At 65.3% G+C, this 23,626-nt stretch carries 21 protein-coding genes and 1 pseudogene; 15 read left to right on the forward strand and 7 right to left on the reverse strand.

The genetic code is table 11. From position 1 onward, the window contains the following. The first annotated feature begins 270 nt into the window (after positions 1 to 270). From ACZK2V_RS12110 to ACZK2V_RS12135, 6 genes and pseudogenes are all read left to right on the forward strand, one after another. The gene (locus ACZK2V_RS12110; protein WP_486322380.1) at positions 271 to 801 is read left to right on the forward strand and encodes a hypothetical protein; all 531 of its coding nucleotides are present in this window, start codon (positions 271 to 273) and stop codon (positions 799 to 801) included. Continuing rightward, positions 798 to 1,415 (forward strand): hypothetical protein, encoded by a 618-nt coding sequence (locus tag ACZK2V_RS12115; RefSeq protein ID WP_486322381.1) that lies wholly within the window; start codon positions 798 to 800, stop codon positions 1,413 to 1,415. The genes ACZK2V_RS12110 and ACZK2V_RS12115 overlap by 4 nt, the downstream gene beginning before the upstream one ends. A gap of 43 nt (positions 1,416 to 1,458) precedes the next feature. Continuing rightward, complete coding sequence (locus ACZK2V_RS12120; protein WP_486322382.1) at positions 1,459 to 2,775, forward strand: adhesin; 1,317 nt, start codon at positions 1,459 to 1,461, stop codon at positions 2,773 to 2,775. A gap of 99 nt (positions 2,776 to 2,874) precedes the next feature. Beyond that, a pseudogene (locus tag ACZK2V_RS12125) lies at positions 2,875 to 3,577 on the forward strand (C39 family peptidase). A 13-nt stretch (positions 3,578 to 3,590) separates the two neighbouring features. Continuing rightward, positions 3,591 to 4,340 carry a hypothetical protein gene (locus ACZK2V_RS12130; RefSeq protein WP_049422217.1) on the forward strand — a complete coding sequence of 250 codons (750 nt, stop codon included), beginning with the start codon at positions 3,591 to 3,593 and terminating at the stop codon, positions 4,338 to 4,340. 46 nt (positions 4,341 to 4,386) lie between these two features. Then, positions 4,387 to 5,679: a transporter gene (locus ACZK2V_RS12135; RefSeq protein ID WP_201116154.1), complete on the forward strand. Its 1,293-nt coding sequence runs from the start codon at positions 4,387 to 4,389 to the stop codon at positions 5,677 to 5,679. Between the two features lie 12 nt (positions 5,680 to 5,691). On the opposite strand, the gene ACZK2V_RS12140 is transcribed toward ACZK2V_RS12135, so the two are convergent. Then, a complete protein-coding gene (locus ACZK2V_RS12140) occupies positions 5,692 to 7,062 on the reverse strand; it encodes a ComEC/Rec2 family competence protein (RefSeq protein WP_154352639.1) in 1,371 nt (456 codons plus the stop codon). Between the two features lie 219 nt (positions 7,063 to 7,281). Between ACZK2V_RS12140 and ACZK2V_RS12145 the strand changes: the two genes are divergently transcribed. The 4 genes from ACZK2V_RS12145 (at position 7,282) to ACZK2V_RS12160 (ending at position 11,880) form a co-directional block, all read left to right on the forward strand. Next, positions 7,282 to 8,421, forward strand: a complete 1,140-nt coding sequence (locus ACZK2V_RS12145; RefSeq protein WP_197577931.1) for an SPFH domain-containing protein — start codon at positions 7,282 to 7,284, stop codon at positions 8,419 to 8,421. A 20-nt stretch (positions 8,422 to 8,441) separates the two neighbouring features. After that, positions 8,442 to 9,794 carry a TFIIB-type zinc ribbon-containing protein gene (locus tag ACZK2V_RS12150; protein WP_201116157.1) on the forward strand — a complete coding sequence of 451 codons (1,353 nt, stop codon included), beginning with the start codon at positions 8,442 to 8,444 and terminating at the stop codon, positions 9,792 to 9,794. Then, the gene (locus ACZK2V_RS12155; protein WP_071228322.1) at positions 9,791 to 10,048 is read left to right on the forward strand and encodes a hypothetical protein; all 258 of its coding nucleotides are present in this window, start codon (positions 9,791 to 9,793) and stop codon (positions 10,046 to 10,048) included. Before ACZK2V_RS12150 ends, ACZK2V_RS12155 begins: the two co-directional genes overlap by 4 nt. A 275-nt stretch (positions 10,049 to 10,323) precedes the next feature. Then, the gene (locus tag ACZK2V_RS12160; RefSeq protein WP_486322383.1) at positions 10,324 to 11,880 is read left to right on the forward strand and encodes a tyrosinase family protein; all 1,557 of its coding nucleotides are present in this window, start codon (positions 10,324 to 10,326) and stop codon (positions 11,878 to 11,880) included. 160 nt (positions 11,881 to 12,040) lie between these two features. On the opposite strand, the gene ACZK2V_RS12165 is transcribed toward ACZK2V_RS12160, so the two are convergent. The 3 genes from ACZK2V_RS12165 to ACZK2V_RS12175 are packed head-to-tail and all read right to left on the reverse strand — an operon-like array spanning position 12,041 to position 15,241. Continuing rightward, complete coding sequence (locus ACZK2V_RS12165) at positions 12,041 to 12,937, reverse strand: tyrosine-protein phosphatase (protein ID WP_486322384.1); 897 nt, start codon at positions 12,935 to 12,937, stop codon at positions 12,041 to 12,043. 17 nt (positions 12,938 to 12,954) lie between these two features. Further along, positions 12,955 to 13,092: a hypothetical protein gene (locus tag ACZK2V_RS12170; RefSeq protein WP_486322385.1), complete on the reverse strand. Its 138-nt coding sequence runs from the start codon at positions 13,090 to 13,092 to the stop codon at positions 12,955 to 12,957. Beyond that, positions 13,055 to 15,241, reverse strand: a complete 2,187-nt coding sequence (locus tag ACZK2V_RS12175; RefSeq protein ID WP_486322386.1) for a TonB-dependent receptor — start codon at positions 15,239 to 15,241, stop codon at positions 13,055 to 13,057. Before ACZK2V_RS12175 ends, ACZK2V_RS12170 begins: the two co-directional genes overlap by 38 nt. 123 nt (positions 15,242 to 15,364) lie before the next feature. On the opposite strand from ACZK2V_RS12175, the gene ACZK2V_RS12180 reads away from it, so the two are divergent. Continuing rightward, the gene (locus ACZK2V_RS12180) at positions 15,365 to 16,009 is read left to right on the forward strand and encodes a TetR/AcrR family transcriptional regulator (RefSeq protein ID WP_049422209.1); all 645 of its coding nucleotides are present in this window, start codon (positions 15,365 to 15,367) and stop codon (positions 16,007 to 16,009) included. A 47-nt stretch (positions 16,010 to 16,056) separates the two neighbouring features. On the opposite strand, the gene ACZK2V_RS12185 is transcribed toward ACZK2V_RS12180, so the two are convergent. Beyond that, complete coding sequence (locus ACZK2V_RS12185; protein ID WP_032127210.1) at positions 16,057 to 16,311, reverse strand: hypothetical protein; 255 nt, start codon at positions 16,309 to 16,311, stop codon at positions 16,057 to 16,059. A gap of 226 nt (positions 16,312 to 16,537) precedes the next feature. Here ACZK2V_RS12185 and ACZK2V_RS12190 point away from each other — a divergent pair, with 226 nt between their 5' ends. The 4 genes from ACZK2V_RS12190 (at position 16,538) to ACZK2V_RS12205 (ending at position 20,229) form a co-directional block, all read left to right on the forward strand. Then, entirely contained in the window at positions 16,538 to 17,497 is a 960-nt protein-coding gene (locus tag ACZK2V_RS12190) for a cation diffusion facilitator family transporter (protein WP_049422208.1), read from the forward strand. Between the two features lie 72 nt (positions 17,498 to 17,569). Beyond that, positions 17,570 to 18,205, forward strand: coding sequence for a DNA-3-methyladenine glycosylase (locus tag ACZK2V_RS12195; RefSeq protein WP_049422207.1), 636 nt, complete (start codon positions 17,570 to 17,572; stop codon positions 18,203 to 18,205). Next, positions 18,205 to 18,399: a hypothetical protein gene (locus tag ACZK2V_RS12200; protein WP_005413550.1), complete on the forward strand. Its 195-nt coding sequence runs from the start codon at positions 18,205 to 18,207 to the stop codon at positions 18,397 to 18,399. The genes ACZK2V_RS12195 and ACZK2V_RS12200 overlap by 1 nt, the downstream gene beginning before the upstream one ends. Positions 18,400 to 18,519: 120 nt before the next feature. Beyond that, positions 18,520 to 20,229: a sensor domain-containing diguanylate cyclase gene (locus ACZK2V_RS12205; protein ID WP_486322387.1), complete on the forward strand. Its 1,710-nt coding sequence runs from the start codon at positions 18,520 to 18,522 to the stop codon at positions 20,227 to 20,229. Positions 20,230 to 20,306: 77 nt separating this feature from the next. On the opposite strand, the gene ACZK2V_RS12210 is transcribed toward ACZK2V_RS12205, so the two are convergent. Continuing rightward, positions 20,307 to 22,250, reverse strand: coding sequence for a MacB family efflux pump subunit (locus tag ACZK2V_RS12210; protein ID WP_486322388.1), 1,944 nt, complete (start codon positions 22,248 to 22,250; stop codon positions 20,307 to 20,309). Positions 22,251 to 22,252: 2 nt separating this feature from the next. Beyond that, entirely contained in the window at positions 22,253 to 23,434 is a 1,182-nt protein-coding gene (locus tag ACZK2V_RS12215; protein WP_486322389.1) for an efflux RND transporter periplasmic adaptor subunit, read from the reverse strand. Positions 23,435 to 23,626 lie beyond the last annotated feature (192 nt).

Genomic DNA, 23,626 nt, shown 5'->3' on the forward strand with positions numbered 1-23,626 from the left:
GCGGCGCAATGAGCAGTGCGTCAAGAAATTCCTGGCTGAAGCGGCACCGTTGCAGACCGCGACGCCACCTGTAACACGGATGCGACAGTCGCCTGCGGCCCTTGCCCTGCGGTGCCTGGGGCTTCGAAATCCCAACAATTCCGCGACGTGCCTGTAACAGCGTGGCAGCAGCCCGATCAGGTGCGGCACGGTGCCGACATTGGCCGGTGGCCACTTCGAAGTTGGCACGGTTGATGCGTGGTTCCGCCGCACCCATCGCGGGAGATCGGCATGGACGGCTCCACCCTGATTCGCGGCCTGGCCGCAGCACTGGCAGTGGCCCTGCTGTCGGTTGGCGCGGGCGCATCCGCATCCGGCGCCCGCCAAGGCGTGAAGGCACAACCGGGCGAGATCGTCCTGCTGCGGGATGTATCCGCGCGCCCGGCATATCGCATGGCACCGCCGGGCATGGCGCTGATTGCCGACCCGAAGCCGCAGCGCGAGATCGCCACCGCATTGGGTGCCGGCGGCACAACAACCGGCATGGACGAGTTGAGCGATGAGGACTATGCCGGCATGGGCGCCGGCCAGGCCGCGTCCATCACGGCGCCGGGTGGCACCACCGTTGAACGGGTCACCCAGCAGGCCCTGGGCGGCACGCTGGGCCGCAGTGGCGACGGCATGGTCGGCAGCAATCTGGGGGGGGCCATCAGTGGGCCGCTCGGAGCGGTCGGCAGCAGCACCCGCGGTATCGCCGATACCGTGCGCGGCGCACTGGCCCAGTTCCCGCTGCAGGGCACGGCCCCGGCAGGTGGAAAATGAAGCCCCTGCACGGGTTGCTTCTGCTGCTCGCTGCCGCGCCCTGGGCGACCCGGGCCGATGAATACAGCGGCATGCTCGCCTATCTCGACGTGGCCCGCATCGACGGCCACGCACTTGCCGGAACAAATGGCGCCATCGCCGTGAACCAGGCCGCCGGCGACCTCAACGTGCAGGCCAACCTACGGGGTATCGCCAAGGGTGATCGCGCCGATGTCGCGATCAATGCGCGGCAGCTGCAGCAGGGCAACCGCGTGCTGTCCGGGCCGCTGCAGGCCACTGCATTCATCGGCGGTGACGCACTGGCCGGTGCCAGTGGCATCGCATCTATCAACCAGGCCAGCGGCATCGCCAACACGACGCTCAACGTCGTCAGCGCGACGCTGGCCCGACAGGGCATACGCGAAACCGACGATACGGCCTTGGCCGCCGAGGGTTCCGCGTTGGCAGGGGGGCGGGACGACACCGGTCACGGCGTCGCGACGGGCACCCGCAGCGCAGGTGTAGCCAGCACCGCACTGCGGGGATTCGACGGGGTCCTGCAACTCAATCAGATCGCGGGCAACGGCAACGACACGGCCAACGTATTGGGCCTGGTCGTGCAGGACCGCCCGTGACAACCACCCAACCGATGCACCACCTGATGAGAGAGAGGGCACCATGAAAGCGACCGTCAAACAGACCATGCTCGCCATGGCGATTGCCACTGCCTCGACCGCCGCTGCGGCCAATGGCTGGGACAACCAGAACGCCAACGCGAACATCAATCACAACCACACCGTCAGCGAAACCCGCAACGACACGCACAACCACACCGACAACGACGTACGCAACCGCGCCGTCAATGTCAATGTGCAGAAACACAGCAACATACAGGCCGACGAACGCAAGGAAAAGAACAACCACGGCGTCGACGTGAACCTGGAGAAGGACCTGCGGCTGAGCACCGACATCAATTTCTCCGGTGACCCGAACATCACCGGCGACATCGACCTCGACTCGGCGGCCATTGCCGTGATCGACAACCGCCAGTCGATCAGCAACAACGCCACCAGCAACAGCCTGGTCACCAACAGTGCTTCCATCGGTGACAGCGTGGGTGCCGGCGCCTCGGGCAATCTCGGCTTCAACGTTGTCTCCGGCGACAACAACGCGCAGGACAATGCCGCGTCGCTGTCCGCTGCCGACGCGTCCTTCAGCTTCGGCATGGCCGACGCCGAGGTGTTCGTCAACCAGGCCGGCTTCGGCAACGCCACCATGAACTCCGGCGTCACCAACGCCGCAGGTCTCGGCGGCAACGCCTTCGGTGGTGCTTCGGGCAACATCGGCGTGAACATCGCCTCGGGCAACAACAACGAGCAGAAGAACGCGCTCGCGGCCTCGGTAGCGACCACCGCGGTGGCGCAGTCGAGCATCAGCTCCAACCAGGTCTCCACCGGCAACACGGTCAGCAATGCCGGCTTCGTGCAGTCCTACACGGATACCGTGCAGGTCGGCATGCGTGGCGGCGTCAGCGGCCTGACGCTGGCCTATGGCGCGGGCACCTACCGCGGCACCGGCAACGCCTATCAGATGGCCAACTACTATCTGGATACATGGAATGGCGAGCTGCCACATCCGGGTGGCAACAGCACCGGCCACATCGACCTGGACAACGAGATCCAGAACGCCACGATGAACCCCAACCGGCCGGGAGTGGGCGGCCTGGGCTTCGATACGCGTGAGAGTGGCACCAGCCAATTCGTCGAACTGGGCGTGGCTGATCTGTACGCCAGCCTCAGCGGCACGGTCAGCACCACGCGCTGGGTGAACGTCAACGCCACCAACACCTCGGCGTTGTCCGGCAGTGCCTTCTCCGGCGCCTCCGGCAACATCGGCGTGAACGTTGCTGCGGGCACCGGCAACCTGCAGGCCAACAGCCTGGCCCTGGCCGTCGCCCAGCCCAGCACCGGCGGCGGTGGCGGCAGCGGCGAGTAAGCGCAACACCCCGGCCGTCCGCCAATGGCCGGGTCCCCGGGAGCCCCTGTTCCTCCTCCCCCTTGGGACAGGGGCTCCCCCCTGCTGCCGGAGAACGTGATGATCCGTTGCCGCCTCTCGATGCGCCTGCTGGCGATGCTGTTGCTGCTGGGTACCGCCTCCGCGTGGGCGGGCGAGGTGCGCTTCAGCGGCGTATTGCCCAATGGCGCGTTGCTGCAGCAGAAGGTGGAGAGCATGCAGGAGCGGCGCTACCGCAACGTGGTGCGGCAGCACACCGATTACAGCTGCGGGGCCGCCGCGCTGGCCACCATCCTGCGCCACGCCTACCACCTTGATACCGACGAGGCAACGGTGATCGAGGGAATGATGGTGGTCTCCGATCCCGCTCTGGTAGCCGAGCGCGGCTTCTCGCTGCTCGACATCAAGCGCTACGTGGAATCGCTGGGCATGCGCGGTCGGGGCTACCGCATCGATGAAACACGACTGCGCACCCTTCGCGTGCCAGGACTGGTGTTGATGGACGTGCGCGGTTTCCGCCATTTCGTGGTGCTCAAGCAGGTGCGCAACGGCATCGTGGAAGTGGCCGACCCGATCCTGGGCAACCGCAGCCTGGCCCTTCCGGAGTTCCTGGCCGCCTGGCCATCGCGCGGTCTTCGTGGTGATCGGCAGCGACTTCGATCGCAACACCGCTCTTCTGCAACCCAGCGAACGGCCAAGCGCCCGCGCGCTCTACGCGCGGCAAGGGCCGATCACCGATGCCGAACTGGTCGACTTCGGCTTCAGCCACGCCGACCTGTTCTGAAGGAGGTTCGACCATGTTCCGCCAACCGATGATGATGGCTCTGCTGCTGGCCTTCCCTTCCCTGCCCCTGCAGGCGGCAGAGGGCGCTCCCGGTCGCGGCCTGAAGGAAATTCCGGACCCGGAACTGAGCTTGATGCGGGGGCGCTACACCGTGGGTGGCAACAACGTTGCCTGGTTCGGGGTCACCATGGTGTCGCAGTGGCAGGCCAGCAACGGCGCGACGCTGCAGGGCAGCCTCACCCTGGGCATGGACTTCCGTGGTGGTGGCGCGCCGAAGCTGAGCTTCCAGCCCAGCGTGCATGTCACGGCAGCCGATGCGCCGCTGCCCGATACCCACGGACGCAGCATCGACAGCAGCGGCCTGGCCAACACCAGCGGCCTGGTGCAGAGCGTGCAGGTGGCCGGCGATGACAATGTCGCGCGCAACCTCACCACGCTGACCGTCCGCGAGGGTGGCGTGCCAGCCGTTCTCTCTGATGACGCAGGCAACGTCACCGCGCAGCAGGCCGGCGCCAGCGCGACCGCCGTGCTGGAAGGCAACCAGGCACGCCTGCTGCTGCAGGTGGATGGCCAGGGGCTGGTGCAGCAGTGGATTCGCAACGGCAGCGTCGGCCAGGGTATCGCCCTCGCCGGTGACGGCCAGATCGCCAGTAACCAGCTGCGGCTGGAGCTGGTGCGCAACGCCGTGGGCAGCAACCTGCCGTTGAGCCAGAACGTGGCCCAGGCGATTGCGTTGAACCGCGGCATGGGGCCAGGCCAGTAACAGGGCCTGGCATTGGGGGAAACGCTCCACAACGCAGGACACCAACATGCACACCCTGATGAGGATCACCCCGTTGGCGCTGGCGGCGCTGGCGGGCACCGCTCTTGCCGCACCGCCGACGTCCGACGATGGCGCTGACGTGCAGGCGCTGGCCAACCAGCTGGAACAGCTGAAGGCCAACTACGCACAGGAAGTGCGGCGGTTGCGCGAACTGGACATGCAGGTCCAGGCCATGCAGGCGCGCTTGAGCGGGCGGGTTGGCCCGGTCACAGCCCCATCGGCCGCGCCATTGGCGCAGGCGGCGGCCGCCGCGGTCCCACCGAGCAGCGAGGGCTACGCCAGTACCGCCACCGAGGCGCAACAGGCCAAGCAGGAGTCGCGGCGCAGCGTGGACGACGTGAAGCAACAGCAATCGGCCCTGTTCTCCCGCCGCTTCACCATCGAGAACAGCCTCACCTACGCCCGCTACGACCGCAAGCAGCTCACCCTCAACGGCTTCCTCGCGCTGGACGCCATTTTCCTCGGCAATATCGCCATCGAGAACGTGGAGTCCGACTCGCTGACCTACAACGTGGCGGCCCGCTGGGGTGTCAGCCCGAACCTGACGCTCAACCTGGACGTGCCCTACCTGGCCCGGCGCACCGTATACCAGAAGGGCGGCGCCGGCGGAGCAGCGGCCGCCATTGCACAGGAAGAGACCAACGGCAACGGCCTGGGTGATATCGGGCTCAGTGCGAACTACCGGTTGTTCGGCGAACGCGGCTGGCGCCCTGAGACCGTGCTTACCGCCGGCGTCACCGCCCCCACCGGGCGCGCACCCTACGGCCTGGACTGGAAGGTGATCGAGCGCGATGACGACGACTACATCCGCTTCGCCGTGCCGCGCGAGCAACCCACTGGCAATGGCGTATGGCAGGCCAACCTGGGCCTGTCGATGGTGAAGACCGCCGACCCGGCCATCCTGTTTGCCAACATCGGCTACGTGCACTCCATCCCGCGCGGGTTCAACGACATCGACAGTAATCCGGACACGGTGAACCCGGGCGATGTGAAGCTGGGCGGCTCGGTGTACTTCGGCGCAGGCGTGGCCTTCGCATTCAACGAGCGGACCAGCCTGAGCCTGTCCTTCAGTGACCGCATCAGCGCACGCGCTTCCACCCGCTTCCAGGGCGGCAAGTGGATGAAGGTGATCGGCAGTGATGCCAATGCGGCATCACTCAACCTGGGCGTGACCTATGCGTTGAACCAACACACCACGCTGGTAACGCTGCTGGGCATCGGGTTGACCCCGGATGCGCCGGACTTCACGTTGGCGTTCAAGATTCCGTACATGTTGTAGCCAGCTGGAGTCCTATTGCACGTGCGGCAGGCAGATCTGCGCAGAAGTGACAACTCCACATCCACATTCTGGCTGGGTTCCAGCGAGTGGAATGTACTTGTGGCCATGAACCTCGCCGCATCGGCCACAGCTATGTCTTGCATCCGTGCGAGTTACGAACCATCCGTTGTTCATCGCATCGGCGATGGTTTGGTCATGGGGCACGCTCGGGTAGGCATTCTCATATGTCGAGAGGACCATGCGACCTGGGCCCCGCACATTTGGTGTCGCTCCGAACTGGATGCATCCGCCGTGGTGTGGAGCGACTACAGCAGTTACACCAACGAAAACTCCTGGGGCGAATGAGCCGTAGTCCGCATCACCACACAGCACGGCGGCGGAATGCGCAGAATCAACCCTGAGTGCCAGCGACGTGTTGTTTTTCATGTATCGCTGTGTGGCCGGCGCGCCAACTGAAGGAGTGCACTGCCAGATGGAAATGTCGCCCGATTGAATGGATGCGCATGCTTCCGGCCAGACGAGCAGAATGCCGAGGCTGTGCAGCTCCAGCAGGAAATGAATATGGCTGCCTCCGTAGAGAATTCCAAGCGGAAGCCTTACAACCCATACGCGTTCAAGAGCCGCTTGGCGATAGATTGGAGTCGTCTTCCAGTATCCTGCTGCCGGATCCCAAACAGCAGCTCCGGACTGTACAGCGAACAGCCAATGATCCTGGTCCAGATGGGAAAGGATGATTGGTTGCGGATATGTATCACTGGGAGCGAATACCAGCGGGTCGAATGCTGGAAGCATCGGTCTTGTATATGCGTTGAATCCGAGTGGACGACCGATGTCAAAAAACAGGTGCGGGTGCTCCAGCTCATCGACTAGTGCACTGAAGCTTGCCTGCCCCACGTCGTAAATCGCAACACCATGAATTGACTCTGCGTCGATCCGATCAAGCAGTTCTTCGATGGTGCCAGGTGCTGCTTCTTTTCCAGCAAGAAACGTTCCGATCTTTCCGGTGATGGAAACGTCGTGCGAGGACATGTTCTGGATCGTCAGGAATAAGGTCAGATCTTGCCCTTCAGCGTTCGGACCGAGGACAGCCGTGGACATCGGAATCGCATCTTCGGTCGGCGTGCCAGTGAGCGTGATGAGATGCCATGCCGCATCACTTTGCCACTGCACCGGGACACTACCGGCAGGCACGCTACCCAACAGAAAGTCAATGGATCTCGGCATCCCTTCCACCCCCGCCAGAGCTTCAGCAGTTGGCACTGGAATCGCGTCGACAAGAACCTGCGCCTCCGGGTTCCACCGCCCATCCTCAAGCACTTCTGTGGGTTCGAACAACGCGTAGTACTGGATGCGGCGCTCTGCGGAATCACTGTTCGACATCATGTCTCCTCTCCTTGGCTAGACCCGACACGGCGTCGGCTGGGACGTCATTGCCCCTCCGCCGATTAGGCCCGGAGTCGGCCGCGGAATCAACGAACGGACTATTACAGAGGTTCCACGGTGCCCATTCACCCACCGGCACCACAGCCGCCCCCGGCCACTGCTATATTCAGTCCAGCTCGGCAGGCATGGTGCCTGCCCTCGAATCACAGGGAGTTGGTCATGGGTCTGGTACAGGCGGTGAAGGGTGCGGTTGGCGGTGTGCTGGCCGACCAGTGGAAGGACTTCTACACCGTGCCGGCGGGCCTGCCGTCCACGGCGGCCCTGTTCGCTGCGGTGCCGCAGGGCACCAATGCCGGCCGCGGCTCCAACACCAGCGGCTCGTCCAACATCATCACCAACGGCTCGAAAATCATCGTGCCCGAAGGTTACGGCCTGCTGCTGTTCCAGGACGGCGCGATCACCGCATTCGTCGCCGAACCGGGTGGTTACGAATGGCGTTCGGACGACCTGAACTCGCAGTCGATCTTCGCCGGCGACGGCCTGGTCAGCACCTTCATCAAGCAGAGCTGGGAGCGCTTCAAGTTCGGTGGCCAGCCGGGCGCGCAGCAGGCGGCCTACTTCGTCTCGCTGAAGGAGCTGCCGGACAACCGCTTCGGCACCCAGTCGGAAATCTACTGGGACGACGGTTTCCTCAATACCCAGGTCGGTGCGATCACCCGCGGCTCGTACACGCTGAAGATCGTCGACCCGATCCTGTTCGTGAAGAATTTCGTACCGGCCAGCTACCTGCGGCCGGGCCAGGTGTTCGACTTCACCGATCTGGACAACGCCGCTGCCAGCCAGCTGTTCAATGAAGTGGTCGGTTCGCTGGCCCCGGCCTTCAGCCTGTATACCAACGATCCGGGCAAGGGCAACCGCATCACCAAGCTGCAGCAGGACTCGCTGGGCTTCGCGCAGAGCCTGTCGGCCGCCGTCGAGCAGGGTTACCAGTGGAAGTCCGACCGCGGCCTGGCCATCGTCAAGACCGCCATCGTCTCGATCGAGTACGACGCCAACACCCGCGAACTGCTGAAGACCGTGCAGCGCGCCGATGCGCTGTCCGGTTCGCGCGGCAATTCCAACCTGCAGGCCAGCGTCGCCCAGGGCATCCAGTCGGCCGGCGAGAACGGCGGTGCGGCGGGCCTGGTCGGTGTCGGCATGGCCTCGGGCATGTTCGGTGTGGGTGGCATGCAGCAGCCGGTCACCCCGGCCGCGGATGACCCGGTCGCCAAGCTGAAGAAGGCCAAGGAAATGCTGGACCTGGGCCTGATCACCCAGGGCGACTATGACGCCCTGAAAGCCAAGGCACTGGGCCTGTAACAGCAGGACGCACAACGAACATGTCCGATCCCCGAAACGGCCCACCGCCGCTGCCCGGATCCGCGCCCGCGACGCCGCCGCCCTTGCCGGCGGCGTCGTTGGATGGGCCCGGTTCGCCGCAGGACGTCCCTCCCCTGCCCGGCAGCTTCCCGCTGGACACCTCGAAACTGCCACAGGCCATCCGCGATGAAGTGGAAGCGGCCGATCCTGTGGCCATCGATACTTCGGCCAGCGAGCTGAAGGACGGCCTCAACCGCTGCCCGAAGTGCGGCGCCACCGACATCCGGCCCAAGGCCGGTACCGATATCCTGGTCTGCCTGTACTGCCGTCACGAATGGCATGGCGCACGCGTCGAGGAGGAGTTCGGGCTGGGCGAGGCCATCGACCAGCTGCGCGGCACCGTCATCGCCTCCGGCGCACGCGACATCGATGCCGACACCTCGGCGTTGATGACCTTCAAGTGCACGGGCTGTGGCGCAGAAGTCACGGTCAACACCGAAAGCACGATGACGGCGCGCTGCCACTGGTGCCGCCACGTCTTCGGCGTCAACGAGCAGATCGCCAACGGCGCGGTACCCGATGCGGTGCTGCCCTTCCATATAAAGAAGGACGATGCGGTCGCGCGCATCCGCCAGTTCGTCGACAAGCGCCGGATGTTCGCGCTGAAAGCGTTCAAGGACCAGTTCACCCCTGAAAACGTGGTGGGCGTGTTCCTGCCCTACATGATCGTCGACAGCAATGTCAGCGCTGCGGTGGCTGGCAAGGGCGAGATCAAGACCCGTGAGTACACGGTCGGCAGCGAGAAGAACAAGCGCACCCTCTACGACGCCGATGTCTACCAGGTCGAACGCCAGGTCGATTTCACCGTCGACGATCTTCCGCTGGAATCCTCGGCCGAGCGCGGCAACCTGGATACCCGCGCCAACACCAACAACATCATCAACACCATCCTGCCGTTCGATACCAAGAACGCGGTGAAATGGAATGCCTCCTACCTGGCCGGCTTCACTTCGGAGAAGCGCAACCTGGATGTGGAAAAGCTGCGGCCGCGGCTGGAAGACCAGCTGCTGTCGATTGCCCGCGCACAGGTGGAAGGCTCGGTGAAGCGCTACAACCGCGGCGTGCGCTGGGAGCAGGAACAGCTGGAGGTGCATGGCACCCGCTGGGTGTCGATGTACCTGCCGGTCTGGCTGTACTCGTACCATCAGCCTGGCAAGAACGGCGGCATGCTGCACTACATCGCGGTGAATGGCCGTACCGGCGAAACCATGGGCAGCGTGCCCGTGCAGCAATGGAAGATGCTGCTGGCGGCCCTTGCCACCGGCACCGTCATTGAAGCCCTCGCAATTGCCTTCCTGGTGGCATCGACATGAGCGACGACAGTGGCCTCTGGCTGTTGGCGGCAGGTCCGGCCGGCGCAACCGCGCTGTACTGGGCGTTGTACCGCTATTACCGCAACACCGACAAATCGCATTCCTTCGAGCACGAGACCGAAATCGAGGCGCAGCCCGTGACCGGTTCGGACCAGCAGGTGGGCCGGGTCACCGGCACCGAGGAAAAGCGCATACGCGGTGACAACGTGTACGAGTACCGGAAACGGGTGGCAAGGGTGAAACCCGACCCGTAGAGCCAGGCCATGCCTGGCTGATCGACAACGCCGCAACGACGACGGTGAACAGCTTCAGCCGGGCAGATGTGTACGCGCCTGCGACTGTGGCCTGCTTCGCAGATCAGCTCTGTTTGCCATGCCTATACTACCGCCGCTTCCACCCCGGCCATCGTTGCACCTGCCGGTGGAAGCGGCGGGGCTGGATGTCCCCGTCGGGCCGGCCGCCACGCTGCCGCCGGCCCTGCCAGTGATTTGTAACCCAACGCGGTTCAACCAATCACCAGGGGAAGGCTATGCGCTACACACGTCGTGATTTTCTTGCCACCACCGCCAGCGCTTCATTGGCGTCACTGGTAGCACCCGGGGCCTGGGCCAGCGGCGCCGCACCGGCCGGAAAGGCCGCGCAGGCACGCTACCACCGCTACAACGTCACCAGCCCCGAAGGCCAGCGCATGCTGGCCAGCTATGCACGCGGCATCAAGGCCATGCTGGCATTGCCGGCAGACGATCCACGCAACTGGTTCCGCAACGCCTTCGTGCACCTGATGGACTGCCCGCACGGCAACTGGTGGTTCTACGTCTGGCACCGGGGCTATGTCGGCTACTTCGAACAGACCATCCGCACGCTCAGTGGTGATCCGCAGTTCGCCATGCCCTACTGGGACTGGACCGAGCTGCCACGGATTCCCCCAGCGATGTTCGACGGCGTATTGACGCCCACTGACGGCGCCTATGCGCCGTATACGCGCAACCTGGCGGTCTTCACCCGATTCATGCGCCCGGCGCTGCAGCGCTACTGGGATACGCTGGATGCAGGCCAGCGCGGCCAGCTCAAGTTCCGCGGCTACCTCACTGCAGACGATGTCTGGAACGATGTGACCGGCTACAGCGTCGCGGAAAAGACCGGCATCTCGGGCAATGCGGCCTATGCGATCACCTGCGGCGCCCGCTACCTCTGGCGCGAGAATCCCGGCTTCGATGCAAAGACCGCTTCGGCCGTGTCTCCCGACACCATCCACGCGGGGCTGTCGCCGGTCGAGTTCTACAACGACGATGTCAGCCGCAGCTTCACCAGCTCGCGTACGGCCTCGCACGTGGTGCAGCCTGACGGCGCCACGAAATTCTCGGTACTGGAAGGATTCCCGCACAACAAGGTGCACAACTGCATCGGTGGCGTCGGCGGGGTCGATCCCGGCCCCTACGGCAACATGACCAACTTCCTGTCACCACTCGATCCGATCTTCTACCTGCACCACGCCAACATGGACCGCCTGTGGGATGTGTGGAACCAGCTGCAGCAATCCCGCGGCAAGCCGATCATGCCCATCAACGTCGACCAGCGGCGTCAGTTCATGAACGAACCGTTCCGGTTCTTCGTCGATGCACAGGGCAAGCCCGTTGGCGAGCGTCCGGCCAGTGCGTTCTTCTCCACCACGGCCTTCGACTACGACTACGTCTACGCGCGCCGCAACGACATGCTGGAGGCGGTCACGCTGCCCGCAGCTGCCGGCGCGGTGCGGCTGGTGCGCGGCACACGCTCCGATGGCGCCGTCCGCGTGGCTGTCCCCAATGAGGCGGTGCGCGCACCTGACCACATCGGGCCCGCGCCAGTTGATTGCCGAAGTGACCCTGGAGCGACCACGCGGTTTGAACAATACGCGCGAGTTCGACGTGCTGATCAACGCACCGGCGGGAACCGCCTCCGTGGCGGCCGACAGTCCGTACTACGCAGGCACTGTATCGTTCTTCGGGCCGACCATGGCCGGGATGGATCACAGCCACCCAACCACGTTCGCGGTGCCGCTGCCGCAGAAGCTGGGGGCCCTGCAGACACTGAATGCCGCCGATAAGGGAACGACCACGCTGGAGATCCGCCTGGTCGCATCGTCCGGCCAGGCACCGCAGACATTCCCGGTGCTCGACGCCGCCATCCTGGTTGCGCCGCTGCGGCCGTGATGATGCACGGCAGGTGCCGCCGCTGTCCGGCACCTGCCTTCAGCCTGGCAGTCCTCAGCCTGCCTGCCCCAGCCGCGCCTTCAGCTGCTGGATCTCCTGCTCGCTCACTCCGATCGACTTCAGGTACCCTTCCGCACCACCATACTGGCTGTGCAGTGCCGCCAGGAACTGCTCCATGTTGTCCGGTGCGGTACCGGCCATACCGGCCATCTTGCGGGCGATCTCGGGGTTCTGCTTGACCAGCGCCATGATCTGCGCGTTCATCGCGCTGTCCTTCGGCAGCCCTTCCAGGTAGTGCGCGGAGATTGCGTAGTTGTGCACGATCTCTGCCTTCGGCACACCCGCCAAGTCCAGCAGCAGGCCGGCGATGATGCCGGTGCGGTCCTTGCCTGCAGTGCAATGGAACAGCACCGCGCCATCCTGCTGTGCGGCAATGCGCTGGAACACCTGCTTGAACTGCGGCTGGCTGTGGCCCAGCCACTGCACATAGGCTTCGCCCAGCGAATCCGGGAAGCTGGTCATCATTTTCTGCAGGTCCATCTTCTCGGTACCCATCAGCGAAATGCGCTGGTAAGCAAAGCGATCATCCCTGGCCAGCAGGTCCGGCGACTGCGCCTCTTCATCGGCAGTACGCAGGTCGATATCCAGCTTCACGCCGGCCGCGGCCAGGGCATCACGGTCGGCATCGGTGAGGCGGCCGAGGTCTGCGGTGCGCACGAACGCATCGGCCGGAATCGGACCGTGGCGGCCCTGCAGGCCGGCGAAGGTACGCACGTTCCAGGCGCCCTGCAGCGGGATCACGCGCTGCGCATCGGTAGCGACGGGCTTCACGTTCGCAACAGCCGTCGGCTTCGCGGCGGCGACCTGCGGCGCATCAGCGGCAGCAGCCGTCGCAGCCATCGGCAGGCTGAGCATCACGGCCAGTACAAGTTCGGTAGAGCGGTGCTTCATGGAATTCTCCGTTCGAATCAGAAGTTGACGGCCATTTCCAGGCCGAAGGTACGCGGGTCGTTGAAGATGCCGCTCTGGCCCAGAGCCGCGCTGTTGATCTTGTAGAACAGGTGCTGCTCATCGAGCAGGTTGCGTGCCCACAACGAGAACGACATGGTGGTGCCAGTGCTGTTGACCGGCACATCCACCAGCGCCACCCGTGCGTTCACCACGAACGAGCTGTCGGTCAGCATCTGGTCGTACTCGCTGGTGTAGTAGCCATCGGACCAGTTGCCGTCCACGTGGAATTTCAGCGCCGAGAAGTTGGCGAATGGCACCAGATAGTCGATCGACAGGCTGCCCGCGTTCTTCGGCGCCAGCAGCGGCTGCACGGTCACCTGCACCCCTGCGCCAAACGGGTCGGTCGCGGTCTGCGCGTCGATCTTCGTATAGGCGTAGTTGAGGCCGAGGGTGAGGTTTTCGATCGGCATCACATTGAACTCCAGCTCCGCGCCGCGCGACTTGCCATCGCTCAGCGCATTGGTGGTGACCATGGTGGTGCGTGTTTCGCCGCTGTTCGGGTCGAACGGCAGCGAGAAGTCCATCTGCTTGTGCGCGATGGTCGAATCGAACACGGCCAGGTTCAGGCGCGCGGTTGTCCCAGAACTGCGATTTGAAGCCCAGCTCATAGGCGATCACTTCTTCCGGACCGAACGCGGTGTAGTTGGTCGAACGCGAATTGGCACCGCCGGCCTTGAAGCCGGTGCTGTACCTGGCATAGACCATTGCGTGCTCGCCGAGGTCGTAGGCAATGTTGACCATCGGGTCGAAGCGGCTCCAGCGGTCCTTGAAGGCGAGATTCGTCGCCGCGCCGTTGACGATGTACAGGCTGCCCTTCTTGTCATCGCGGGTGTAGCGGCCGCCGGCAGTCAGGTGCAGGCGCTGCAGTGCCTCCGGGGTCCACGTGGCCTGGCCGAACACGCCCAGGCTGTCGGTCCAGGCCTTGCTGGCGCGGTCGATGCGTACCCGCGAGAGATCCAGCGGGTTGGTCGCCGGATTCACGGTGTAGCTGTTGCCACCCGGCCCCCAGACCAGCATGTTCGGGGTCTGCGCATTGTCACCGGCAGTCTCGTGGTAGTAGAACGCACCGCCAAGGAACTGCACCTGCGAGGTGTTGCCGATCAGCTGGAACTCCTGGCTGTACTGGTGCTGGTAGACCTGCGCCAGGCTGTAACGACCGAACGGCGTCCCTGCGCCACCATAGGCGGAAATCGCATCGACCAAGCCCATGTCGAACTGGCCCTGGGTGAGTTCACGGTAAGAACTGATCGACTTCAGCTCCAGGTTGTCATTCAACACCCACGACAGGTTCAACAGATGGCCACTGGTGCGGCCGATGTTGTCTTCCTGCGGACCGCCGAGGATGGCGCTGTCGCGGCGATCCAGGCTGGCACCGGCCTTCTGCAGGGGGCTGAGATAGGCGCCCGGCACCAGCACCTGGGTGTGGTACGGCGTGGTGGCGTCATAGGAGCGATCGAACGCGTACAACAAAGAGAAGTCATCGCTCGGCTGCCACAGCGCACTCAGGCGAGCGCCTCGCTTGTCGTAGCTGTTGAAGTCCCGCTCGCCGCGCATCGGATTGTCGGTGGTGCCGCCGCGCTTGGCCTGCACGGCATCGATCTTGAAGCTGACGTCCCCCACCTTGGGCAGGTCCAGGTGCAGCGCACTGTTGTAGCCGCTGAAATTGGACACGCCGGCGCTGACGCTGCCGCCGAATTCACCGGTGGGCGCCTTGGTCACGATGCTCACCGCGCCGCCTTCGGTGTTGCGGCCGAACAGCGTGCCCTGCGGGCCCTTCAGCACTTCGATGCGTTCCACGTCGTAGAGCATGCTGCCCAGGCCCTGTGCGCGGCCCATGAACACCCCATCGACGTAGATGCCGACGCCGGCATCGCGGGCCGGCTGGTTGGCGTCGCCGGAGGCGCCGATGCCACGGATGCCGATGTTCAACGCCGAGCTGCGGGTAGCGAACGGCGTGACCCGCAACGATGGGATGGAGCCATCGGACAGGCTGCCCAGCGAGATCGCGCTGCGGTCCTTCAGCGCTTCGGCATCGACCACCGATACCGAGATCGGGGTTTCCTGCAGGTTGGTGGCGCGTTTCTGCGCAGTCACCATCACCTGGTCAAGGGAGACCACGGTGCGCGCGGCATCGGCGGATGCCTCGGCGTCGGCGCTGGGACTGTCTTCGGCATGGGCCAGCGCCGGCAGTGCGGCGGCAATGGCGAGGGTGAGCAGCGGGCGGTGCAGCAGGGCGTAGCGCATCGGACTCATTCGCGGAAGGAGAAGGCCGGCGCAGTCTGGGAGGCGGCAATTACAAATGAATGACCGTTCATTCACACCTTTTGTGACGTACTATCCCGCCTCTGGACGCCCCGACTTCATGCAATGACGCCGAAAACCGCCGTAGCTGCACCCGCTGACGCCCCTGCCGCCGCCCATGCCGAAGCCCAGCGCCGGCGCATCCTCGATGCTGCCCAGAAGTGCTTCATCACCCGTGGTTTCCATGCCGGTTCGATCGGCGATATCGCTGCCGAGGCCGAGATCAGCCAGGGGCTGATGTACCGCTATTTCGCCAACAAGCGCGCCCTGATCCTGGCCCTGATCGAGCGCCAGCTGCGCCACGACCAGGCCTCGATCAGCGAGATGCCGGTGGCGTCCGATCTGATTGATGGGCTGCTGGAGTGCTACCAGCAATGGGCACGCGGCGAGGTGCTGCCGATCCACGGCAATGCCATTGCCAGCGTGGCGCTGTATGCGGAAATCAACGCCGAGGCGCATCGCGACCCGATGCTGGCCGAGGTGCTGCGTACCCATGACAAACAGACCAGTGCCGCGATCCATGCCTGGCTGCGCCAGCGTGACGTCAATCTGGGCCGCGGCGTGGACGAAGAGCGGATTGCCAGCCGGACCCTGCTGCTGCGACTGCTGGTGGAAGGTCTGGCGATGCGCGCCGTGCGCGATCCCGACCTGCCTCCGGAACGCGTGCGGGCGCTGCTGGCCGATGCGATTGGTCGTGTGATGGCGGATTGAACGGTAGTGCCGGCCGCTGGCCGGCACCCCGGGCAAAAACGGTGGTATCAGATGAAGAAACGGGCGGGCAGAGCCTTATGCACGGCCTTCGCGCGCTCGCCGAAGTACCAGGTCGCCAGCGCGAGGAACCCGATGACGATCAGCAGCCCGTATCCAGGGCGTCCCCAGCTTGCGATCGGGCCTGCGCTTGCCGCTACGAAAAATTTGCCACCCGCAGCGAGCAGGAGGGTGTTGGAGATCCGCGCGACGCTGGCGCAGAGCAACAGACTGAGGAGGGCGGACCAGGAAAATTTGTGATTCATCGAAGTCTCTTCAGGTTACGGAGAATAGTCAACGTCGCTTCGAACACGGTTGGCCACGAGGACTGACCCCAGCGTAGGGCCTGGCGTCTGCATTCCTGCCTCCTAACCGGCTTGATCGCAGCGGCAGTTGGGCGCCTGCACGGCCCCGGCACATCGGACACGTGCACATCTCGGGGACATGCCCGTCCGCAAGATCAGGCATCCACCTGCCCTCCCCCTTGCCTTGATGTCTGCCCCCACCGGTTCCCGTCTGGTCATCTACGCCGCCCTCGCGGGCAACCTGGCCATTGCCATCGCAAAGTTCATTGCTGCCGGCATCTCCGGCAGCTCGGCCATGCTCAGTGAGGGCGTGCATTCGCTGGTCGACACGTTGAATGAACTCCTGTTGCTGTACGGTCTGCGCCGCGCCGGCAAGGCGCCAGACCCCGTGCATCCGTTCGGCTATGGCCGTGAGCTGTACTTCTGGAGCTTCATCGTCGCCCTGCTGGTGTTCGCCGCCGGCGCCGGTGTTTCGGCCTACGAGGGCATCCAGCACATCCACCGGCCGGAGCCGGCTACCAACCACGCGTTGAGCTACAGCGTGCTGGGCATCTCCATCCTGTTCGAGGGGGCGTCATGGTGGGTCGCGTTACGGGAGTTCCGGCGTACCAAGGGCAAACTGGGCTACTTCGAAGCCTTCCGTCGCAGCAAGGACCCGTCCACCTTCACCGTGCTGCTGGAGGATAGCGCGGCCCTGCTGGGCCTGGGTTTCGCACTGATCGGGCTCGTGGCTGCCCAGATGCTGGACATGCCGGTGCTTGATGGTGTGGCGTCGCTGTGCATCGCCGGCGTGCTTGCCGCCACCGCCTTTCTTCTTGCACGCGAAACCAAGGGACTGCTGGTGGGTGAGCCAGCCCATCCGGCGGTGGCCGAGCGGATCATGGCCGTGGCGGAAACCGACCCGGACCTGCGCCGCGCAAATGGCGTGACCACCATGCAGATGGGCCCCGAACAGGTCGTGGCCATGCTCAGCGCCGAGTTCGAGGATGACCGGAAGACACCGCAGATCGAGGCGTGCATCACCCGCATCGAATCAGCCGTGAAGCGTGAGTATCCGGAACTTGTGGCACTGTTCATCAAGCCGCAGACACCCGAGGTCTATGCCTCCCGCCGCGCCGCACTGGCCGTTCCGCCTGCGCAGGAATGACACTGCGTCTGCGCCCGTTTCACCTGTTTGGTGCCACAGTGCCACGGCCTTTCACCCGAGCCTGCCTCTACCGTGCCGGATTGGTTGCCCGCCGCTCTTCAGATCCTCCCGCGCAGCTTCTACCGGCGCCCGCCCGTCGAGGTTGCGCCCGAGCTGCTCAACAAACTCCTGGTCCGCGACGATGGCCGAGCCGGCCGCATCGTTGAAGTCGAAGCGTACGCGGGCAGCGTCGATCCGGCCGCGCACTCCTATCGCGGGCAGACGCCGCGCACGGCCAGCATGTTCGGCGAGGCCGGCCACCTGTATGTCTACTTCACTTACGGCATGCACTGGGGCAGCAACGTTGTCTGCGGCGAAGTGGGTGAAGGCGTGGCGGTGCTGCTGCGGGCCATCGAGCCGCTGCTGGGCCTGGAGCGCATGCGCGAACTGCGCCCCGCCGCGCGCCGCGACCACGATCTGGCCAGCGGGCCCGGCAAGCTCTCGCAGGCCTTCGGGCTGGACCGCAGCTTCGACGGCGCTGATCTGGTGACCGGCAACCACGGCATTGTCATCGCCAGCGATGGCGTGCCGCCGCCGGAGGATCCAGTGGTTGGGCCCCGCATCGGCATCACCCGCGCTGTTGATTTCCCCTGGCGTTGGCACATCCGTGATCACCGTCACGTATCGATCCAGCCACGTCGCGCTTCCGCCCCAGCGAGGAAACGATGATGACCCCGCTCGACAAACCATTGCGCCGCGAACTGCACATCGACGGCCAACCCTACACTCTCACCGTGGCCCCTGAGGGCCTCAAGCTGGTTGAGAAGGGGCGGCGCAAAGGCATCACACTGCGCTGGCAGGACCTGGTATCCGGAGACGCCGCTCTGGCCACCGCCTTGCAGGCATCGCTGCAACAGCACTGAGCCGGCGCGCCCACCTCACATCCGCATCACCCCGCCGTGGCGATACATAACGGCGCGTGCACTAGCTTAGCGCCAGACAGCCGCCGCAACCGCCCTCGCCACCCAGCCCTGAAAAGCGCCATGGACGAAGCCGAACGACTGCTCGAAATCGAACGACTGCACCTTTTGGATACGCCCCCGGAGCCGGTGTTCGATGCCATCGTCGCCGCCGCCCGCGCCGCGACCGGCATGTCCATGGCGTTGATCTCGGTGGTGGCCGACGAGCGCCAGTGGTTCAAGGCCAACATCGGGCTGGAAGGCGTCAGCGAAACCGCACGCGAGATTTCCTTCTGCACGCATGCCATCCAGCAGGACGCGCTGCTCGAGATTCCGGACGCGCGCCAGGACCCGCGATTCGCCACCAATCCGCTGGTCACCGGTGGTCCGCGCATCCGTCACTACGCGGGCATCTCGCTGGGCTCGGCGCATGGTGCGCGCATAGGAACGCTGTGCCTGCTCGACCCGATGCCGGGCGTTCTGTCTCCCTCGCAGCGCGAATTGATGGTGCATCTGGCCCGGGTCACCACCCAGGTGCTGGAGCAGCGCAGCACGCTGATGGCCCAGGTCGGCCAGGCCAAGGCCCTGCATCGTGAGCTGAAGCGCAGCGAGGACTTCCTGGAGCGCACGAACCGCGCGGCCCGGGTGGGTGGCTGGGAAATGGACCTGGTCAGCAACGAGGTCCGCTGGACCCGCGAAACCAAGCAGATCCACGGCGTGCGCAGCAACTTCGAACCGACGCTCGAAACTGCGCTCTCGTTCTATCGCGAGGACAGCCGAAACATCATCCGCACGGCGGTGCAGCGTTGCATCGATGAAGGCACGTCGTGGGAGGTGCAGCTGCCGATGACCACCGCCGACGGACGAGCCATCTGGACCCGCGTGGTTGGAGGCCGGCAGCAGGTCGATGGCCGGCCGCGGCTGGTCGGGGCCATACAGGACATCACTGAGGAGCGCGCCGCGCTGGATGCACTGGAAGCAAGCGAAACCCGCTACCGGCGGCTGTTCCACTACAGCCTTGGCCTGATCTGCACCCACACGCTGGAGGGCGTGCTGACCTCGGTGAACCCAGCGGCTGTGCAGTCACTGGGCTTCGATGAGAGCTACATGATCGGGCGCAGCTTGTGCGACCTGATGCCGCCGGAGAAGCAGGTCGCGTTCAAGGCGTATCTGGAACGCATCGCAGTCAACCACACCGATGCCGGCGTCATCGAGCTGATCGCCGCCGATGGTACCCGGCATTTCTGGGCGTATCACAACGTGCTCGACAACGACGCCACCCCACCCTACGTGCTCGGCCATGCGCAGGACGTCACCGCACTGCGGATGCAGGAACAGCAGTTGCGCGAGATGTCCTTCAAGGATCCCCTCACCCAGAGCTACAACCGCCGCTTCCTGCCCCGCCTGGACGAACTGATCGACCAGCCTTGGGCCTGCCTGATGTTCGATCTGGATCATTTCAAGCAGATCAACGACACCCAGGGCCATGCACGGGGTGACACGGTGCTGGTCGAGTTCGCCGCCTTCCTGCGCGCTCCACTGGGGTCAATGGAAAGCGTAGTGCGTATGGGTGGCGACGAGTTCATGGTGGTGCTGACTGCACCGGAACCGGGACGGCTGGCCGCGCTGGAGCAGTGGTATGCGCAGCATGCCGGGCAGTCACCCACACCCTTCTCGCTGGGCGCGACCCACCACGCACCCGGCGAGACGGTGGCCGACACCCTGCAGCGCGCCGACAGCCGTCTGTATCACGAGCGTGCACGCGTGCGCACGCATCCGCGCCCCTCATCCTGAGGCTGCTCCTGTGGAGCCAAAGGCAACGGCTCCTGCCGTTGCCTTCGGCTCCACAAATGCCTGCACCGGGCCTGCGCCTACTCCGCTGCCAGCGCCTGGATCGGATCCAGTTGTGCCGCGCTGCGCGCCGGGAAGTAGCCGAAGCCAAGCCCGATCGCAGACGAGCACGCCAGCGCGGCAAGCACCGGGCCCGCCGTGAAAAGGAACGGCACACCCAGCGACAGCAGGCTGGACAGCGCACCCACGCCGAACGCGAACAGCACCCCCAGCACGCCACCGAACAGGCAGATCAGCACGGCCTCGATCAGGAACTGGCGCAGGATGTCGCCCTGCCGCGCGCCCACCGCCAGCCGCACGCCGATCTCGCGCACGCGCTCCTTCACCGAGACCAGCATGATGTTCATCACCCCCACCCCGCCGACCACCAGCGCCACGGCGGCAATGGCGGAGACCAGCGCTGCCATGGTCTGGCTGGACTTCATCACCGCCTTGCGGATCTGGTCGGCGTTGTAGATGAAGAAGTCACGACGGCCATGCAACCGCTCCAGCTCGGCTCCCAGCGAGGCTTCGGCGGCGTTGGTGGGCACGTTGTCGCGCACGCGCACCGTGATGCTCTCCAGGCGCTCGCTGCCCAGCAGCCGCGAGGCCGCCGAGGTATACGGCACGTAGACCGTCGGGGTTGCACCGCCAGCGAACGCATTGGCCCCGACCACACCGATCACCTCCACCGGCATGCCGCCCAGCAGCACCGTGCTGCCGATCGGGCTGCCGCTGAACAGCGCCTTGGCCGCCTTCTGGTCGACCACGCCCACGGCGCGGTGCGCATCCACTTCGGCGTCGGTGAAGAAGCGGCCGGCCTTCAGCCGCAGCCCACGCACGCGCGGCATGTCGGCGCCTACGCCCAGCACCTGGGTGTTGGCACGCCGGTTGCCCTGCAGCGCTGCCACCGATCCGCTCAGGTTCGGGCTTACGCTGTCCACGTAACTCAACGCCGCAAGATGGTCCGCATCGCCCACCACCAGCGTCTCGATCTCCGCCGAGCGCGGGTCACCGAAATCCGAGCCCGGGAAGATCTCCAGCGTACTGGCGCCCAGTTCGTTGATCTGTGATTCAACCTGCGCCTGTGCACCCTTGCCCAGCGCAACCACGGTCACCACGGCCGCTACGCCGATGATGATGCCGAGCATGGTCAGCAGCGTGCGCAGGCGATGGGCCAGCATCGAGCGCACGGCCATCCGCGCGGCTTCGCGAATCGCATCCATGCGTGCGCGGCGCTCGGTGACCGGCGACACGCCGCGTTCTGTCCCGGGTGTTTCAGCCACAGCACGCGATCCGCGCTCGCCGCGGTCGGTCACCACCCGGCCGTCGGCGATCTCGATCATCCGCGCCGCGTTGGCGGCAATCGCCGCATCGTGTGTCACCAGGATCACCGTGTGGCCCTGTGCATGCAGGCGCTTCAGCTCGGCCATCACCTGCTGGCCACTGGCGTGATCGAGCGCGCCGGTGGGTTCATCGGCCAGCACGATCGCGCCGCCGTTCATCAGCGAACGGGCAATGGACACGCGCTGCTGCTGGCCGCCGGACAGCTGGCTCGGCCGGTTCGCGATGCGTTCGCCCAGCCCCAGCGTTTCCAGCAGCCTGCGTGCGCGCGCATTGCGCGTCTCTGCGTCCACGCCCGCGTAGACCGCTGGTAGCGCCACGTTCTCGGTGGCACTCAGGTTCTCCATCAGGTTGTAGCGCTGGAAGATGAAGCCGAAATGCTCGCGGCGCAGACGTGCCAGCGCGTCCGGCGCCATCTGCTCGGTGGCCTCGCCGTTCACCCGATAGCTGCCCTCGGTCGGCCGGTCCAGGCAGCCAAGGATGTTCATCAACGTGGACTTGCCCGAGCCCGAGGGGCCGATGATGGCGATGAACTCGCCGGCATCGATGCGCAGCGAAACGTCCTTCAGCACCACCACCTCGCCGGCAGCGGAGCGATAGGCGCGCGATACGCCATGCAGTTCCAGCAGTGCGTCGGCCATGCTCACATCCCCAGCAGGCTGGTCGGTTCGGATTCGCCGCCGCTGGGCGCCTGCCCGACCACCACGTTCTCGCCCTCGCGCAGGCCGGACAGGATCTGCACGGCGGTGGCGGTGCGCAGGCCGGTCGTCACCGCACGCTCCTGGGGGCGGCCCTTGGTGTCCACCACGCGCACGGTTCCACGGCTGCCGTCCTTGCCATCCGAATCGGCCAGCGCCGTCAATGGCACCTGCAGCGCGTTGGCGACCCGCGCCAGCTGCAGGGTCACCTTCACCGTCATCGAGGGCTTCAGCTTCAGGCCGGGATTGGCCACGTCGAACAGGCCGGCGTAGTACACCGCCTTCGGCGTCTGCGCAGAGCCACCCGCATTGCCGGTGGCGACGTCGGCGATCGAGGACGGCGCCGGTTCCAGCTGCTGCAGGTGGGATTCATAGCGGCGGCCGCTCGGCCCCAGTGTCGAGAACCACAGCGGTTGTCCCGGTGCCACCAGCTCGACGTCGGCCTCGGCGATCTCGGCGCGCACGGTCATCGTATCCATCTGCGCCAGCATCACGATGGTCGGCGTGGTCTGCATCGAGTTCAACGTCTGCCCGGCCTTGGTGACAATGGCCACGATGTAGCCATCGCTGGGCGACACAATGCGGGTATAGCCCAGGTTGATCCGTGCGGTTTCGACTTGGGTCACGGCCTGGTCGATCTGCGCCTGCAGCGCGGCCACCTCCGAACGCGCCGCATCACGTGCCACGCGCGCGGCTTCGAAACCTTCCTGTGACACCAGCCGCGATGCCACCAGCTGCGACTGCCGCTGGTAAGCACGACTGGCCTGCGCATAGCGGGCCTGGCTGGCGGCATGCTGGGCGCGCAGCGTGTTGGTGGCCGCCTCGGCACTGCGCAGCGCGATACGCTGCGGCTGCGAATCGACCTCGGCGATCAGGTCACCGGCCTGTACGCGCTGGCCCAGCACCACATGCAGGCGCTTGACTTGGCCGGACACCTGCGCACCCACCGCCACCAGCTCCTTGGGATGGACCCGGCCGACCGCCTGTACGGTCTTCTCCAGGTCTGCCACCCTTGCCGGCGCGGTGATCAGCGCGGCATCATCGGCGCCGGCAAACGCCCACCAACCAGCGCCGGCGGCCAATGTGGCCACCGTAGCGGCAATGATCCAGGTCCTGCGGTTGCTCATCGAAACGCCCGGCTGCGTGCAGTCGCCCAGTGCGACCGCCGAAACCGCAGTCTGGAAGCCGCGGATGGACGTTTCTTGGAGCCACTGTGGAGATTGCATGGAGGCGCGGCAGCCGTTCAGGCACCAGCCCCGCGGCTGAACGTGGCAGCTCGCATCCACGCAATCTCGACACAATCTCGACCGAGTCTCCAT

The sequence above is a fragment of the Stenotrophomonas sp. 93052_Sma genome, assembly GCF_056481145.1.

Excerpts from the sequence above, each read along its gene's own strand:
- ACZK2V_RS12210 (WP_486322388.1), bottom strand. The coding sequence starts at position 22,250 with ATGGCCGACGCACTGCTGGAACTGCATGGCGTATCGCGCGCCTATCGC.
- ACZK2V_RS12160 (WP_486322383.1), top strand. The coding sequence starts at position 10,324 with ATGCGCTACACACGTCGTGATTTTCTTGCCACCACCGCCAGCGCTTCA.
- ACZK2V_RS12145 (WP_197577931.1), top strand. The coding sequence starts at position 7,282 with ATGGGTCTGGTACAGGCGGTGAAGGGTGCGGTTGGCGGTGTGCTGGCC.
- ACZK2V_RS12115 (WP_486322381.1), top strand. The coding sequence starts at position 798 with ATGAAGCCCCTGCACGGGTTGCTTCTGCTGCTCGCTGCCGCGCCCTGG.
- ACZK2V_RS12205 (WP_486322387.1), top strand. The coding sequence starts at position 18,520 with ATGGACGAAGCCGAACGACTGCTCGAAATCGAACGACTGCACCTTTTG.
- ACZK2V_RS12180 (WP_049422209.1), top strand. The coding sequence starts at position 15,365 with ATGACGCCGAAAACCGCCGTAGCTGCACCCGCTGACGCCCCTGCCGCC.
- ACZK2V_RS12185 (WP_032127210.1), bottom strand. The coding sequence starts at position 16,311 with ATGAATCACAAATTTTCCTGGTCCGCCCTCCTCAGTCTGTTGCTCTGC.
- ACZK2V_RS12170 (WP_486322385.1), bottom strand. The coding sequence starts at position 13,092 with ATGTCGTTCTCGTTGTGGGCACGCAACCTGCTCGATGAGCAGCACCTG.
- ACZK2V_RS12190 (WP_049422208.1), top strand. The coding sequence starts at position 16,538 with ATGTCTGCCCCCACCGGTTCCCGTCTGGTCATCTACGCCGCCCTCGCG.
- ACZK2V_RS12130 (WP_049422217.1), top strand. The coding sequence starts at position 3,591 with ATGTTCCGCCAACCGATGATGATGGCTCTGCTGCTGGCCTTCCCTTCC.
- ACZK2V_RS12140 (WP_154352639.1), bottom strand. The coding sequence starts at position 7,062 with ATGATGTCGAACAGTGATTCCGCAGAGCGCCGCATCCAGTACTACGCG.
- ACZK2V_RS12135 (WP_201116154.1), top strand. The coding sequence starts at position 4,387 with ATGCACACCCTGATGAGGATCACCCCGTTGGCGCTGGCGGCGCTGGCG.
- ACZK2V_RS12155 (WP_071228322.1), top strand. The coding sequence starts at position 9,791 with ATGAGCGACGACAGTGGCCTCTGGCTGTTGGCGGCAGGTCCGGCCGGC.
- ACZK2V_RS12175 (WP_486322386.1), bottom strand. The coding sequence starts at position 15,241 with ATGCGCTACGCCCTGCTGCACCGCCCGCTGCTCACCCTCGCCATTGCC.
- ACZK2V_RS12200 (WP_005413550.1), top strand. The coding sequence starts at position 18,205 with ATGACCCCGCTCGACAAACCATTGCGCCGCGAACTGCACATCGACGGC.
- ACZK2V_RS12215 (WP_486322389.1), bottom strand. The coding sequence starts at position 23,434 with ATGAGCAACCGCAGGACCTGGATCATTGCCGCTACGGTGGCCACATTG.
- ACZK2V_RS12120 (WP_486322382.1), top strand. The coding sequence starts at position 1,459 with ATGAAAGCGACCGTCAAACAGACCATGCTCGCCATGGCGATTGCCACT.
- ACZK2V_RS12165 (WP_486322384.1), bottom strand. The coding sequence starts at position 12,937 with ATGAAGCACCGCTCTACCGAACTTGTACTGGCCGTGATGCTCAGCCTG.
- ACZK2V_RS12150 (WP_201116157.1), top strand. The coding sequence starts at position 8,442 with ATGTCCGATCCCCGAAACGGCCCACCGCCGCTGCCCGGATCCGCGCCC.
- ACZK2V_RS12110 (WP_486322380.1), top strand. The coding sequence starts at position 271 with ATGGACGGCTCCACCCTGATTCGCGGCCTGGCCGCAGCACTGGCAGTG.